General features: G+C 71.6%; 10 protein-coding genes, 1 tRNA gene and 1 other RNA gene. 5 read left to right on the forward strand and 7 right to left on the reverse strand.

What is annotated here, in order from left to right:
* The 7 genes from ACTHNQ_RS00005 to ACTHNQ_RS00035 all read right to left on the reverse strand — a co-directional run bounded on the left by ACTHNQ_RS00005 (position 1) and on the right by ACTHNQ_RS00035 (position 8,945).
* Positions 1 to 72 (reverse strand) — tRNA-Ser (locus ACTHNQ_RS00005).
* Between the two features lie 50 nt (positions 73 to 122).
* On the reverse strand, positions 123 to 2,393 hold the full coding sequence (locus tag ACTHNQ_RS00010; RefSeq protein ID WP_440330398.1) for a transglutaminase TgpA family protein: 2,271 nt from the start codon (positions 2,391 to 2,393) through the stop codon (positions 123 to 125).
* On the reverse strand, positions 2,383 to 3,639 hold the full coding sequence (locus ACTHNQ_RS00015) for a DUF58 domain-containing protein (protein WP_440330399.1): 1,257 nt from the start codon (positions 3,637 to 3,639) through the stop codon (positions 2,383 to 2,385). The genes ACTHNQ_RS00010 and ACTHNQ_RS00015 overlap by 11 nt, the downstream gene beginning before the upstream one ends.
* A 19-nt stretch (positions 3,640 to 3,658) precedes the next feature.
* Entirely contained in the window at positions 3,659 to 4,693 is a 1,035-nt protein-coding gene (locus ACTHNQ_RS00020) for an AAA family ATPase (protein ID WP_026305720.1), read from the reverse strand.
* A gap of 137 nt (positions 4,694 to 4,830) precedes the next feature.
* Positions 4,831 to 5,367 (reverse strand): hypothetical protein, encoded by a 537-nt coding sequence (locus ACTHNQ_RS00025; protein WP_440330400.1) that lies wholly within the window; start codon positions 5,365 to 5,367, stop codon positions 4,831 to 4,833.
* Positions 5,368 to 5,370: 3 nt separating this feature from the next.
* Positions 5,371 to 7,419 carry a primary-amine oxidase gene (locus tag ACTHNQ_RS00030; RefSeq protein WP_440330401.1) on the reverse strand — a complete coding sequence of 683 codons (2,049 nt, stop codon included), beginning with the start codon at positions 7,417 to 7,419 and terminating at the stop codon, positions 5,371 to 5,373.
* A gap of 50 nt (positions 7,420 to 7,469) precedes the next feature.
* The gene (locus ACTHNQ_RS00035; protein WP_440330402.1) at positions 7,470 to 8,945 is read right to left on the reverse strand and encodes an APC family permease; all 1,476 of its coding nucleotides are present in this window, start codon (positions 8,943 to 8,945) and stop codon (positions 7,470 to 7,472) included.
* Positions 8,946 to 9,156: 211 nt separating this feature from the next.
* On the opposite strand from ACTHNQ_RS00035, the gene ACTHNQ_RS00040 reads away from it, so the two are divergent.
* From ACTHNQ_RS00040 to ACTHNQ_RS00060, 5 genes are all read left to right on the forward strand, one after another.
* The gene (locus ACTHNQ_RS00040; RefSeq protein WP_440330403.1) at positions 9,157 to 10,656 is read left to right on the forward strand and encodes an APC family permease; all 1,500 of its coding nucleotides are present in this window, start codon (positions 9,157 to 9,159) and stop codon (positions 10,654 to 10,656) included.
* On the forward strand, positions 10,634 to 11,344 hold the full coding sequence (locus ACTHNQ_RS00045) for a helix-turn-helix domain-containing protein (RefSeq protein WP_440330404.1): 711 nt from the start codon (positions 10,634 to 10,636) through the stop codon (positions 11,342 to 11,344). The genes ACTHNQ_RS00040 and ACTHNQ_RS00045 overlap by 23 nt, the downstream gene beginning before the upstream one ends.
* A gap of 30 nt (positions 11,345 to 11,374) precedes the next feature.
* Positions 11,375 to 11,471: signal recognition particle sRNA small type (ffs, locus tag ACTHNQ_RS00050), an RNA gene on the forward strand.
* 52 nt (positions 11,472 to 11,523) lie between these two features.
* The gene (gene pta / locus ACTHNQ_RS00055; protein ID WP_440330405.1) at positions 11,524 to 13,668 is read left to right on the forward strand and encodes a phosphate acetyltransferase; all 2,145 of its coding nucleotides are present in this window, start codon (positions 11,524 to 11,526) and stop codon (positions 13,666 to 13,668) included.
* Positions 13,669 to 13,676: 8 nt separating this feature from the next.
* On the forward strand, positions 13,677 to 14,903 hold the full coding sequence (locus tag ACTHNQ_RS00060; protein ID WP_440330406.1) for an acetate kinase: 1,227 nt from the start codon (positions 13,677 to 13,679) through the stop codon (positions 14,901 to 14,903).
* Positions 14,904 to 14,978 lie beyond the last annotated feature (75 nt).

Consider the following 14,978-nt stretch of genomic DNA (forward strand, 5'->3'; position numbering starts at 1 on the left):
TGGGGGATTCGAACCCCCGAGGGGTTTCATCCCCAACACGCTTTCCAAGCGTGCGCCATAGGCCACTAGGCGAATCCTCCGGGCGGTCCCGGAGGACCAGAGAACATCCTACCCTGACGCGGCTACCGTCCCCGCACCGGCACCGTTCCGGCGTAGACACTGCCGGGACGGATGATGAGCGACCTCGGGGCGAGGATGGCGACGATGCGACGCGACAGCGGCACCGAGGCCAGCAGAGAGGCCCGCACCGCCGTCGCCGCGTCGGCCGCGGCATCCCCCATCCAGTAGGACCGCGTGCCCGCCCGTGAATAGCTGACGCGTTCGATCGCGAGGAGGACGGTGTTCATCTCGGATGCCGGAACCCCGTGCTGCGTGATGAGCCGCTGTGCGAACGCACGCGGTGTCTCGCTCGACGGCACCTCGACGCCGATGTCGATCGCCGCGTCCTGGACGGCCTGCCATGCCGCAGCGGCATCGCCCCGGGGGGCGGACGCGTCCTGCTGGCGGCGCCGCAGCTCACGCGCGAGGAACGGCAGCGCGAGCACGAACAGGACGAGAACGACGATGCCGAACAGGGGGATCGGATCGATGGCGGAGCTGGTCGCCCCCGAACCGGACGCGTTGCGCTGCTGATCGGGCTCGAGTGCGTTCGGATCCACCGAACGCGACGGGGCGGGGCTCGCGCCGGGGGTCGGAGCGTCGGCGCCGAGGCCCTGCCCGGGCAGAGCGGCTGCCGAGACGAACGTGGTGGGCACGCCGAGGCTCACCGTCGGCTCGAACGGGATCCAGCCGACGCCCCCGAAGTAGACCTCGGGCCAGGCGTGCAGCTGCGAGCTCTTCACGGCGTACACGGTCTGCCCGTCGATCGTCTCGGTGGTCGACTCGCCGGGAAGGTAGCCGACGACGATCCGCGACGGGATGTGGAGGGTGCGGGCCATCAGCGCGAACGCCGACGCGAAGTGCACGCAGTATCCCTCCTTCACTTCGAGGAACCGGGCGACGGCGTCCGCACCGCTGCCGTCGAAGCCGTCCTCGACGGGCGCGTCGAGGGAGTACGTGAAGTCGCCGCTGCGGAACCAGCGCTGCAGGGCGATCAGCTTGTCGTAGTCGGTCGAGGCGGCGGCGGTGACCTCCGCCGCCGTCTCGGCGATGATCGGCGGGAGGTTCTCGGGAAGCTGGGTCGTCTCGTCGCGCGCCTGGTCGCCGCCCGAGACGAGTGCGCGCATCTGCTCCAGCGACGGACGAGGAGGGTCGTACACGACCTCGTACGACTGCCCCTGCGTCGACCCGTTGGCGGTCGCGACCGTGCGGTTGTACGGCACGGCGCCCCACAGCCCGTCGAGCCCGGTCACGGATTCGGCGGGGTACGGGACCGGTGCCCAGACGGTGTCGAGGTTCACGACGTCGATCTTGGTCGTGTACTCGGTGGTGTCGATGTCGTCGTTGAGGTCGATCTTGCCGAAGGCGCGGTCGCTCGTGAGCGCGACCGTCTGAGAGCGGTCGGGCTCCCAGACATCGCCCTCGAAGGTGCTGAGCGTGGTCGCGCGCAGATAGGGGACCGCGGGAGCGTCGGTGCGCACCTTGATAACGACGGTGTCCTGCGGCCTGCGCAGATCGTCGCCGAGCTGGAGCGTGGCGTCGATGCCCGCACCGGGGCCCACGCCGCTGCCCGCGCGCGCAGGCGCGGGGATCGTGGGAGTGGCGATGACGGCCACCACGATCGCGATCGCGCCGATGCCGACCGCGGTGGCGGGCACTCCGGCGGTGCGCTCGGCCTCCCGCTCCAGGGGCTTCTCGCGCGAGCGGGTCTCGGAGCGGATCAGGAACAGGATGGTGATCGCCAGGAACACGAACCCCATGACATCGACATCGCCCGGCACGGCGATCGCCGGGATGAGCGACACCGCGATGATCCCCACGGACGCGAGCAGGGGCATCCGCGCTGTCACGACCACATGGTCGACGATGATCGTGAGCAGGCCCATCGCGCCCACCACCACGAACGCGAGCGACAGCGTGGGTTCGAGCGGTGCGGCGCCGAGGGTGATCTCCTGCATCGCGTCGCCCACGAGGATCGGCACGGCGTGGAACGTCTCCAGGGTCGGGATCACCCACAGCAGCGCCGTCTCGCTGAGGAAGACGAGCGTCATGAACACGACCCACACGGCCAGCTCGATGAGCGTCACCGCAAGGGCGGGCAGTCGGAAGCGCCGGGCGTTGTAGCCTGCGGCGAGCACGAGTGCGGCCAGCGTCAGTGCACCGATGAGCCATGCGCCGGACTGGACCACGCGTGCGACCGGCAGCAGTGCGGCCAGCAGCGCTGCGAGGATCGCGAACGTCAGCAGCCGCTGGCCGCCGCGGCGCGCGGCGCGGTCCGAGTCGTCAGAGGGCATGGCTCACCCCGCGTCCGACCGCGTTGCCCCACGCGATCGCCAGGTCACGGTCGGGGTCGATCCGGGCGATGTGCCAGCCGTGGTCGGCGGCACGGTCGAGCGCGTCGCCGACGGGGCTCGTCGACAGCACCAGCGGCATCGTGCTGTGGTGGGCGACCGGGCCGATGGCCTCGGCATCCGCCGGATCCAGCCGCCCGACGATCACCACGACCGGGCCGGTCGACACGCCCGTGAACAGCCGCGGCAGCCGGCCGAGCAGGTCGTCGCGCTGTGCGGTCACCGTCGCGAACTGCGCGAGCATGCGGTCGACCTCCGTCATGTCGCCGCCGTCGATGCGCTCGGTGAGCACATGGCCCTCGCTGTCGATGACCTCGACCGCGTACCCGTCGTGCACGAGCCGTGCGACCACCGACACGCACGCCGAGACCCCGGTCTCGAACGCGGGGTCGGCGCCGGGCTCGCGCAGCGCATCCATCGACCACCGCAGCGCGGACCGGTCCAGCACGACGGTCGCCTCGGGCGTGGACTCCTGCTCCTCCTGACGCACCATCAGCTCGTCGCGATGCGCGGTGGCGCGCCAGTGGATGCGACGCATCGAGTCTCCCGGCGCGTACGGCCGCGCCACCAGGTTGTCGGCGCCCTGGCCGATCTGGTTGGTCGTGGTGTGCAGGGTGCCCCCGGTGGCGCCCGCGTAGTCGACGAGCGGCGAGAGGTCGATGACCGCCGGCGCGACCGTGACGGGGGTCCGGCCCGAGAAGGCCAGCGTGCGCCGGGCGAGCCCGAACGGGTCGGACGACGTGACCGTCAGGGGTCCGATGGAATGCACGCCCCGCCGAGCGCCGGTGATCCGGTAGGTCAGGTTGACGACCCGCTCGCCGCCGCCCGCGCCGCCGCGCAGGCCCGAGCCCAGTGCCGGGAACGGGCCCTCGGCCTTGCCGCGCAGCCCCTTCGGCAGGCTGTCGCGCCACGTCCCGGGCGGTGTCGGCAGCGCCGTGCGCACGCCGACCCGGACCGAGACCATGGTCTCGCGGCCGACTGAGGCGACATCCGGCACGAGCGAACGCGTGACGATGTCGGTGCGACGGCCGAGGTACAGCGACGCGAGACTCCCGCCGACGGCGGCCAGCAGCAGCACGCCGAAGTACGTGAGCTCGACGATGCCGGCCTCGTTCGCCACGATGAAGCACGCGATGGCGAGCACGACCGCGCCGGTGCCGCGGACGGTGAGCGGCCAGGCCCGTCTCATCGCATCCTCCCTGAAGGGCTCACTGCCGGGCGGCGATGGGCACGCGCACGCTCGCGGCGACGCGCTCGAGGATGGTCGTGATCGCGTCGGCGGCGGTGCCGGCGCGGGCGCCCCCCGCGGAGCGGGTCGGGATGAGGCGGTGCGCGAACACGGGCAGCAGCAGCGCCGTGATGTCGTCGGGGATGACGAACGAGCGTCCGTCGAGTGCGGCCCACACCTTCGCCGCCCGGACGAGCTGCAGCGTCGCCCGTGGGCTCGCGCCCAGGCGCAGATCGGCGTGCGTGCGGGTCGCCTGCGACAGGGCCACGGCATAGTCCTCGATCGCCGGGGCGACGTGGACGGCGCGGGCCCAGGCGATGAGTCCGGTCACCTGCTCCGCCGACACCACGGCCTTGAGCTGGTCGAGCGGGTTGACGGTGTCGCGCTGGCGCAGCATGAGCGCCTCGGACCGCGCGTCGGGATACCCCATCGAGATGCGCATCATGAACCGGTCGCGCTGCGCTTCGGGAAGGGCGTAGGTGCCCTCCATCTCGAGCGGGTTCTGCGTCGCCACGACGAGGAACGGCTCGGGGACGTAGTGCGTGCGGCCGTCGACGGTGACCTGGCGCTCCTCCATCGCCTCCAGCAGCGCCGACTGCGTCTTGGGGGAGGATCGGTTGATCTCGTCCGCGATGACGATGTTCGCGAAGATCGCGCCCGGCTTGAACTCGAACTCGCGCTCCACCGGGTTGAAGACGCTCACGCCGGTCACATCGCCGGGGAGCAGATCCGGGGTGAACTGGATGCGGCGCACGGTCGCGTCGACCGATGTCGCCAGCGCCCGGGCGAGCATCGTCTTGCCGACGCCCGGCACGTCCTCGATCAGCAGGTGCCCCTCCGCCAGCAGGCACACCAGAGCGCTGCGCACCGCATCGGGCTTGCCGTCGATGACGCTGCCGACGGCGTCGAGGATGGCGTCGGTGACCCGCGCGAACCCTTCGGCCGTGAGCGAGCCGGAACCGCGGGATGCGGCATCCGTCCCCGTCATCGGGGCATCCGTTGCGGTATCGACCATCGAGGCCTCCTGTTCCGCCTCCCATCAGGCGGTTCGGCGGGTGGACGCGGGCGTCCTCGCCCACGGCTCGATCCTAACCACGCGTCAGCGGGCGCGGCACTGGGAGATCGCTGGATGCCGCAGCCCGCCGTGGGCGGCTAGACGACGGCCGCGCCGCCCATGAGCAGCACCGAGACGCCCATGCAGGCCCGCTGCACGCGATCGAGCGCACGATGCGAGCGGGTGAGCAGGCCGGCCGAGAGCACCGCATACGCGATCGCCCCGACGATCATCGCGGTCCCGAGGGAGGGCGCTCCGGCGCCGCCGTGCGCGTGTGCGGCGGAGGGGCCCGACACCGCGTCGGCAGGGGCGCCGTGCGCCATGCCGAGCTGCAGGGCGGCCATGGCGACCAGGCCCAGGGCGGTGTGCGCGACCATGCCGCCGCGCGGACCGGCGGGCATGGTGCGCCGGCGGCGGGGCGAGCTCGCCGCGGCCAGCGCCATCGCCGCCACGAGCATCGCCGCCGCCCAGTACACCGGAGCCACGACGCGGGTGAGCACAGCGTCCACCATCGCGGCGAGCATGAGCGCCGCCACGACGGCGTCGGGCCAACGCGCCCGGCCGCGATCGGCTGCCAGACAGCAGGCGCCGAGCGCAGCCGGGGCGATGGCCCAGGCGTGGAGCAGTTCGGTCACGGATCAACCGTGGTGGTGGTGCTCGCCGTGCGCGTGACCGTGGGCGCTCGAGTCGTGCCCGTGAGCGCTCGGGTCGTGCCCGTGGTCGTGGGCGCCCGACGTCGAGCAGTGCGCCGACTCGGGCGCCGGCACGTTCAGCGTGGGGTTGCGCTCGAAGAAGTTGTACGGCTTCAGCGTGAACTTGGCGTAGTCCATGGGCATCACCGGCCAGTCCTCGTTCCGCGGGAAGTGGGTCAGGCCGAACGTGTGCCACAGCACGACGTCCTCGCCGATCAGCGGCTCGTCGCCCTCGATGAACGCCGGGATGCCGCCGCCGCCCGGGTGTTGGTTGACGAAGTCTCCCGCCGCATAGCGCTCGGCCGGGTCGTACTTCGTGACGAACAGGTTCTTCGTCGCGAACGCGGCACGCGAGGCGATCGAGGACTCGTCGTCGGCGAGCAGCACCGGCGTCTCGGTCGGGAACAGCACGTACGAGGTCGGCTGGCCCATCGAGGTCGTCCTGTCGGTCGACGCGATCTGCCACACGCGGTTGCGCGCGCCGTCGGCGAGGCGGCCGGACTCCTTCTCGGAAGCGATGGGCGTGACGCTCTTGGTGAAGGCGTTGCCCGCGGGGTTCGCCGCCGAGATCGGCACCCGCACCGCGTCGATCTCGTTGACGACGTTCGCGACGCCGTCCACCGTCATGTCCAGCCGTGCCGAGAAGAGGTGCTGGTGGTAGGGCGCACCGAGTCCCGGCGCGACCTCGGACGCGAAGCCGTAGGGCGATCCGTCCTCGTTCAGCCCGGGGTAGGCGGACGTGAAGAGGATGCCGGTCAGCTTCGCCTCGCACTCGATCGTGCCATCGAGGTAGAGGTACCAGAAGAAGCCGTAGTCGTAGTTGCCGACGGTCGTGAAGAACGAGATCACGAGGCGGCGCGACCGCCGCACCTCGGAGGCGCCCGTGAACAGGTCGGTGTGCTTCCACAGCGACCCGAAGTCCTCCTCGTGCATGCAGACGCCGTTGCGCACGGTGCGCGGCATGCCCAGCTCGTCGGGCAGGACGGCATCCACGTAGGTGATGTCGCCCACGCAGTCGCAGCCGAGCTCGAGCTCGTTCGTGTAGCGGCCGAACAGGTACTCGCCGGTGTCGAAGTAGTTCTGCCAGAAGCGGTTCGGCTGCGGGTCCGCGTAGGGCACGACCATCTCGCTGATCGACCCGCGATACATGACGGGGCGCCCAGCGAACGACAGCTGCCGCAGGATGAGGCCCTCGCGCGTGTCGAAGCCGATGCGGAAGTCCCACTCGCCCCACGTCACGTGCTCGTCGTCGACGGTGAAGCTCGACCCCTCGGGCTGGGTGATCACGATGGGCTTCAAGCCCTCCAGCGGCGCGCCCTGCAGCTCGGGATCGTCGTAGTTGCCGCTGGTCTGCGGCACGGCGTAGCCGGGGTTGTCGACGATCTTGATGAGCGTGCGCGCCGCGACGTCGATGTAGGCGGTGAGCCCGTCGACGGGGTGCGCCCACGGGTGATCGGCGGGGTGGAACTGCTGGAAGGCGAACGTGCGCAGGATGCGGCGCCCGGCCTCTGCCTCGTACCCGTAGTTGCCCGCCGACAGCGGCACGAGCACGACGTCGTCCGGGGTCAGACCGCGTGCGGCGAGAGCGGCGACCCACTCCTCGCTCTCGTTCGCGATGATCCCGACCTCCTCGAACTCGGCGTCGAGGATGGGGAGCTGCCCGGCCGTCCCGTCGAGCGTCGTCGAAGAGACCACCGCACCCGTCGCGAGCGACACGACCAGGTCGAGCGACAGGGCCGAGCGCATGTCGAGCAGCTGCACGCGGGCCCGCCGCTCGGGGAGCGGACCGGTCCCCGCCTCCCACGCGAGCACCTCGGGCTTGGGCGCCTCCTCGAGGCCGACGTACGCGAACCGCGTGGCGTCGTTCGTGGTGTCCAGCCCGAGCACGATCGTGCGGACGGCTTCGATCTCGGCGGGGGTGAGCGAGGCGAGCGGATGCCGCGGCGCCGGCGGTGCGGCGAAGCCCGGGGCGGTGGCGATGTCGGTGATGGTCATGGTTCTCCTTTGGTGCGGGTGACGCGGTGGGGCGGGATCGGTCGCGGGCTTCAGCCGGCGATCGAATCGGTGAGCTTGGCGTAGGCGGCGGGACGCCGGTGCTTGATCCAGGCGGCCTGCACGTAGCCGATGACCGGTACGACCACGACGAGTCCGAGCAGGAACCAGCTGACCGCGCCGAACACGGGATTCCCGTCGACGTCGACGTCGCCGACCATGATCGGGAAGTAGGCCACGATGAGGGCGGCCGACAGCACCAGGCCGACGAAGCCCAGGGCGGGGGCGATCACGGTGTTCCACAGGCGCCCGTCCTTCTTCGTCCGCAGGAAGTACACGATGACCGCGACCGAGGTCACGGCCATCAGGATCGCGATCGCGAGCGTCGCGACGCCGGCGAACCACGTGAACACCTGCAGCACGGGGTCGAGGCCCAGCGCGGCGAAGACGGCGATGAGCACGACCGCGGTGGCGGTCTGCACGAGCGACGAGACGTGCGGGGAGAGGTGCTTCGCGTGGACGCCGCCGAGCTTGTCGGGCAGCACGCCGGCGTTCGCCATCGAGTGCTGGTAGCGCGTGACGACGTTGTGGAACGACAGGACGCACGCGAACATCGCCGTGATGAGGAGGATGTTGACCGCGATCTCGCCGAACGGTCCGAGGTAGCGGGCCATCGTCGCGATGATGAACGTCCCGGGGTCCTCGGCGATCTTGTCGATCACGCCGCTCGGACCCCACGCCATGACCAGGCCCCACGAGGCCAGCGTGTAGAAGACGCCGATGCCGATGACGGCGGCGTACGTGGCACGCGGGATCGTCCGGTTCGGGTCCTTCGCCTCGTCGCGGAAGATGGCGGTCGCCTCGAACCCGATGAAGGCGGCGATCGCGAACATCAGACCGACGCCGGGGGAGCCGCTCGCGATGTTGGCCGGCTCGAACGGCGCGAGGCTCAGCCCCTCGGCGCCGCCGGTCGCCGTCACGACGACGACCATCGCGAGCACGATGCCGACCTCGGCGATCAGCAGCACGCCCAGCACCTTGCTCGACAGGTCGATGTGGCGGTACCCGAGCACGCCGACGACGGCGATCGTCGCGAGCGCCATGAGCCACCAGGGCAGCGCAGGGCCGCCGAGGGACTGCAGCGTGACCGACAGGATGTAGCCGATGTAGCCGTACACCGACACCTGGATGGTCGTGTAGGTCAGCATGGCGATCCACGCGCTGGCCAGGCCCGTCGAGCGGCCGAGGCCGTAGCCCACGTAGGTGAAGAACGCCCCCGGCTTGGGCACGTGGCGGGTCATGGCCGCGAGCCCGACCGAGAACAGCAGCAGGATGACGGCGCTGATCGCGTAGAGGGCGGGGAAGCCGATCCCGTTGCCCAGGAGCATGCCCAGCGGCGCGGCGCCGCCGATCACGGTGAGCGGGGATGCGGCGGCCACCACCATGAAGACGATGGCGGTGACTCCGAGAGAGCCGGTGAGCGTCCGCGTGGCGGAGGCGGCGACTCCCTTCGATTCGAGCTGGGTCATGGCAGGACCTCCGGGACGAGCGCGTGAACGGGATGCTGCGAGCCTCGCGCCGCCCGGTTGCGCGGCCGTCTCCCGCCGATGAAACCTCCCGCACTCCGAGTGAGACCCCCGGCGCGGGGTGTCTCATTCGGGCGACACACCCGTGAAACACGGGGGAAGCCGGGCAGCAACCGCGGCCGGATAACGTCGGGCGCGCACCACCGGAGGCGACATGACCGCACTCGAGCGCGCGATCGCGCGTCCAGACCCCGTCCATGAGTTCGGGGCGCGCTCGCCGCTGTACGGCCTGGACCGTCGCAGCGTCGGGTTCCTCGACGTCCTCGCGCAGTCGGTCGCCGCCGTCGCGCCTGCCGCGGCCGCGACGACCGTCGTGCTGCTGGTCGCCGGGATCTCGCCGGCCGCCACCGTGCTGTCGATCGTGCTGGCGGGCGTGCTCAGCCTGCTGGTGGCGCGCACGATCGCGCAGTTCGCCCGCCGGTTCGCCGCCGCAGGCTCCCTCTATACCTATACGGCGCGCGGGCTCGGACCCGGCGCGGGCCTCGCCGCGGGTGCGGCGATCCTCGTCGGCTACGGCGCCATCGCGATGTTCGCGCTGCTCGGGGGCGCGTACTACGTCACGTTCCTGCTGCAGGCCGTCTGGCCGGCGGCGGGAGGCCCGGGGGGCCTTGCCGCCGTGCTCGCGGCCGAGTCGGCCTTCGTCGCCGTCGTGCTCGTGCGCGGCATCCGCCTCTCGTCCCGCATCGCGCTGGTGGTCGAGGTGCTGTCGGTGGCCCTCATCGCGGTGCTGCTGGTGGTGCTGCTCGTGCGCATCGGCCCGATCGACCCCGTGCGCGTGCTCGGATTCGACGGCTTCGACCCGGCCGCGCTCGCCGCGGGGTCCGTGATCGCCATCACCGCGTTCGTGGGGTTCGAGAGCGCGTCGACGCTCGGCGTCGAGGCGCGGTCGCCGCTGCGGACCGTGCCGCGCGCCATCGTGTGGACCGTCGTGCTCTCGGGCGGCCTCTACGTGCTGGCGGCGATCGCGCAGGTCGCGGGCTTCGCCGCCCTGGGCGCCCCGCTGGCCGACAGTGCGTCGCCGGTCAACGAACTGGCGTCCGCGTACGGTCTCGGCGGCTGGGGCGTGGTCGCCGACATCGGGATCGCGGCATCCTTCCTCGCCTGCGCCATCGGATCGACCACCGCTCTCACCCGGGTCCTGTTCACGATGGGACGCGACGGCGTCCTGCCCGCGCCCGCCGGTCGCGCGCACCCGCGGTTCGGCACGCCGATCGGCGCAGTGGCCCTCGCGTTCCCCGTGATCGCCGGTGTCCCGTTCCTGCTGCTGCTGGGCGGACTCGACGTCCGCGCGGCGATGCACATGACGATCGCCGTCGGCGGTGCCGGCTACATCGTCGGCTACATCCTGGTGTGCGCAGCCGCGCCGGTGTTCCTCCGCCGCATCGGGGAGCTGACCCCGGGGACGGCGATCGCCGCCCTCGCGTCGGCGGTGGCCCTCACCGGCGCGCTCGTGACGTTCTTCGCGGTCGATGCCGCGTCGGGAAGCGCCGCCGTGTGGATCGTGCTCGCCCTGGCCGTGCTCGCCGGCGCAGCGGTCGCCGTCCGGCTGCGGCGCGGCACGCGGTCGCTGGCGCGGGTCGGGTCGTACGATGAACCGGTCGCGTCGGAGGTGCTGGGAGGCGTCCCGCGCGATGAGCGAGGCGGCGGTGCCTGACGGGCGCGCGGCGCCGACGCTGACGGCACGCCAGCCGAAGGCGGTGCACAGCGCCCTCACGGTGCTCGAAGCGGTGGCGCGCCTCGGCGCCGGCGCGAGCGCTCAGGACATCTCGCGGGAGCTCGGACTGCCGCGGGCGACGACCTACCGGCTCCTCAACCTCCTCGTTCAGGACGAATACCTGGTCCGCACCCCGGACCTGGCCGGATTCGCACTGGGCGCCAAGGTCGTGCAGCTGGCGACCGTGGCCGCGCCGCCCGCCCGGCTCGCCTCGGCGGCGAGGGGAGTGGTGGCCGAGACCCGCGCCGCCCTGCGCGGCGGCGTCCATGTCGTGTTCTTCGCGGGCGGGCGGCTGACGGTGGTCGACGCCGACCCGGACTTCCCGCTGTCGGACGCTGTGCGGCTGGTGCGCGAGCCCGAGCGTTTCGCGATCGGCCGCCTGCTGCTGATCGATCGCGGTGCCGCCGATGCCGCGGCCGTCCGCGACTTCGCCGAGTTCGGAGCCACCCGCCAGCTCGGCGAGCTCGCACCGGCCTACGGCTGTGTGGCCGTGCCCATCCTCGACGGCGCCGGCGGGTTCGCCGGCGCCCGGGGGTTCTCGGGTTCGCGGCCCCGCGCCGACGATCCGTCGGACGTGCTGACGGTGCTGCGGCCGGCCGCCGCGCGCCTCGGTCCGCTGGTCGTGTGACTCGGGCCCTCGCAGACCGGGTAGACTCGACTCAGCTCTCCGCGAGGCGGCATCCAGGCCAACTCCCCCAGGACGGAAACGTAGCAAGGGTAACCAGGCTCTGCCGGGTTCGCGGAGAGTCTTACTTTTCCCGGCCGCCTCACTGTCGCGGGGTCGGAGCCCGCCCATAGGCTGGGTGGGTGGCGCAGAGCATCTACATCACGTCGGCTGAAGGCCACTCGGGCAAGTCCACCGTCGCGCTCGGCGTCCTCGACGCACTGAGCCATGCGACGCCCCGCGTGGGAGTGTTCCGCGCGATCGCCCGGTCCACCGTCGAGCGCGACTACGTGCTCGAGATGCTGCTCGACCACGACGGCGTCGACCTCCCGTACGACGAGTGCATCGGCGTCACATACGACGACGTGCGCCACGATCCGGATGCCGCGCTGGCGACCATCGTGGAGCGCTACAAGGCCGTCGAGGCCCAGTGCGACGCGGTCGTCGTGATCGGCAGCGACTACACCGACGTCGGCAGCCCCGCCGAGCTGGCCTACAACGCCCGCATCGCGGCGAACCTCGGCGCGCCCGTGCTGCTGGTGCTCGGAGGACGATCGGCGCAGAACCAGACCCAGCCCGAGCTGCTCGGATCGTCGCTGGCGCGCACCCCCGCCGAGGTGGGGCAGCTCGCCGATCTCGCGCTCGCCGAGCTGGCCCACGGTCGCGCCAAGCTGTTCGCCGTCGTGGCCAACCGCGCCGACCCCGACCTGACCGCCGAGACCGTCGCCGAGATCCGGCGCGCGGTCGCGGCATCCGCCTCGGCGCCTGCCGCCGGGACCGCACCCGTCCCGGTCTGGGCGATCCCCGAGGACCGCTTCCTGGTCGCACCGTCGATCCGGGGCATCATGCGCAGCGTCGACGGCTCGCTGCTGTCGGGCGACCCGGACCGCCTCACCCGCGAGGCGCTCGCCGTCGTCGTGGCGGGCATGTCGATGGTCAACGTGCTGCCGCGACTGCTGGAGGGCGCGGTCGTGATCATCCCCGCCGACCGCGCCGAGGTGCTGCTGGCGACGCTGCTGGCCAACGCCTCGGGGACGTTCCCGTCGATCTCGGGCATCGTGCTCAACGGCGGATTCGACCTGCCCGAGCCGGTGACCCGTCTGCTGGACGGACTGGGCTCGAAGGTGCCGATCATCACGACCGACCTCGGCACCTACGAGACGGCGGTGCGCATCATGAGCACGCGCGGGCGCCTGGCGGCAGACTCGCAGCGCCGGTACGACACGGCTCTGGCGCTGTTCGAGCAGAGCGTCGACATCGACGAGCTGCTCACCGCCTTCGGCGTCGCCCGCGCGACGGTCGTGACACCGCTCATGTTCGAGTTCCAGCTCATCGAGCGGGCGCGCGCTCAGCGCAAGCGGATCGTGCTCCCCGAGGGCGACGACGACCGCGTGCTGCGGGCGGCGGCGACCGTGCTCAAGCGCGGCATCGCCGACCTCGTGATCCTCGGCGAGCCGTTCGAGGTGCGCGCCCGCGCCATCGAACTGGGCATCGACATCCAGGCCGCCGAGGTGCTCTCGCCGCTGGACGCCGTCCACGTGCACAAGTTCGCCGAGGAGTACGCGCGCCTTCGCGCCCACAAGGGCGTCACGGTGGCGCAGGCGGCCGACACCGTCACCGACGTGTCGTACTTCGGCACGATGATGGTGCACCTCGGCATGGCGGACGGCATGGTGTCGGGCGCCGCCCACACGACGGCGCACACCATCCGGCCGGCGTTCGAGATCATCAAGACGAAGCCCGGGGTCTCGGTCGTCTCCAGCGTGTTCCTGATGGCGCTCGCCGACCGCGTGCTCGTCTACGGCGACTGCGCGGTGATCCCCGACCCCACGAGCGAGCAGCTGGCCGACATCGCCGTCTCGTCCGCCGCGACGGCCGCGCAGTTCGGCATCGAGCCGCGCGTCGCGATGCTGTCGTACTCGACGGGCGAGTCCGGTTCCGGCGCCGACGTCGAGAAGGTGAGGGATGCCACGGCCCTCGTCCGCTCGCGCGCTCCCGAGCTGCTCGTCGAGGGACCGATCCAGTACGACGCCGCGGCGGACGCCGCGGTCGCGGCGGCGAAGATGCCCGGCTCGCAGGTCGCGGGGCGCGCCACCGTGTTCGTCTTCCCCGACCTCAACACCGGCAACAACACGTACAAGGCGGTGCAGCGCTCCGCGGGGGCGGTGGCCATCGGACCGGTGCTGCAGGGCCTCAACAAGCCGATCAACGACCTGTCGCGCGGCGCCCTGGTCGACGACATCGTCAACACGATCGCGATCACCGCGATCCAGGCGCAGGGGGAGTGATCGTGTCGGTGATCCCGGTGCTCGTCATCAACAGCGGCTCGTCGTCGTTCAAGTACCAGCTGCTCGACATGGCGACCGAGCGCACCCTCGCGTCGGGCCTGGTGGAGCGCATCGGCGAGCCCGTCGGCGTCGCACGGCACACCGTGTACCCGACGCCGACCGACGGTGCGGCGCCGGCGTTCCTCGACGCGACGCGCACGCGGGAGCTGCCGATCCCCGACCACACGGCGGGCTTCGCCGTGATGCTCGAGGCCTTCGCCTCGGACGGGCCGTCGCTGACCGATCAGCCTCCGGTAGCGGTCGGCCATCGCGTCGTGCACGGCGGCGCGCGGTTCTTCGAGCCGACGCTCATCACGCCGCTCGTCGAGATCAACATCGACGAGCTGGCGGTGCTCGCCCCGCTGCACAACCCGGCCAATCTCGCCGGCATCGTCGCCGCCCGGCGGGCGTTCCCCGAGGTGCCGCACGTCGCCGTGTTCGACACGGCGTTCCACCAGACGCTGGCGCCCGCGGCGTACACGTATGCGATCGACGCGGAGGTGGCGGCATCCCATCGCATCCGCCGTTACGGCTTCCACGGGACCTCGCACAAGTTCGTGAGCGAGGCGGCCGCCGCCTTCCTCGGGCGACCGCTCGAGGACCTCAGGCAGATCGTGTTCCACCTCGGCAACGGCGCGTCGGTCGCCGCGATCGACCGCGGCCGCTCGATCGACACGTCCATGGGCTTCACCCCGCTGGAGGGGCTCGTGATGGGCACGAGGTCGGGCGACATCGACCCGGCCGTGCTGTTCCAGCTCTCGCGGCGGGCGGGCATGACCGTCGACGACCTCGACGACCTGCTCAACAAGCGCAGCGGACTGCTGGGACTCGCCGGCTCGAACGATCTGCGCGACATCCGTGCAGCGATCGAACGCGGCGAGGAGCGCGCGATCCTCGCCTTCGAGGTGTACGTGCACCGTCTCCGTGCGTACGCGGGCGCCTACCTGGCGCAGCTCGGCGGCGCGGACGTCATCTCGTTCACGGCGGGCGTCGGCGAGAACGCGCCTCACGTGCGCGCCGGCGCACTGGAGACCCTGGGCTTCGCCGGTGTCGAGATCGATCACGAGCGCAACGAGAGTCCGGACCGCGGCATCCGCGTCATCTCGACGGATGCCTCGCGCGTGACCGTGCTCGTCGTCCCGACCGACGAAGAGCTCGAGATCGCCCGACAGACCCTCAGCGTCTCCCGCCCGTAACCTGCTCCCCGTACCCTGAAGCCCATGGACGCGCTACCCGATCTCACCGTCTACGACGCCGTGCTGTTCGACCTC

It is taken from the genome of Microbacterium sp., assembly GCF_051953575.1.
Lineage (GTDB): Bacteria > Actinomycetota > Actinomycetes > Actinomycetales > Microbacteriaceae > Microbacterium.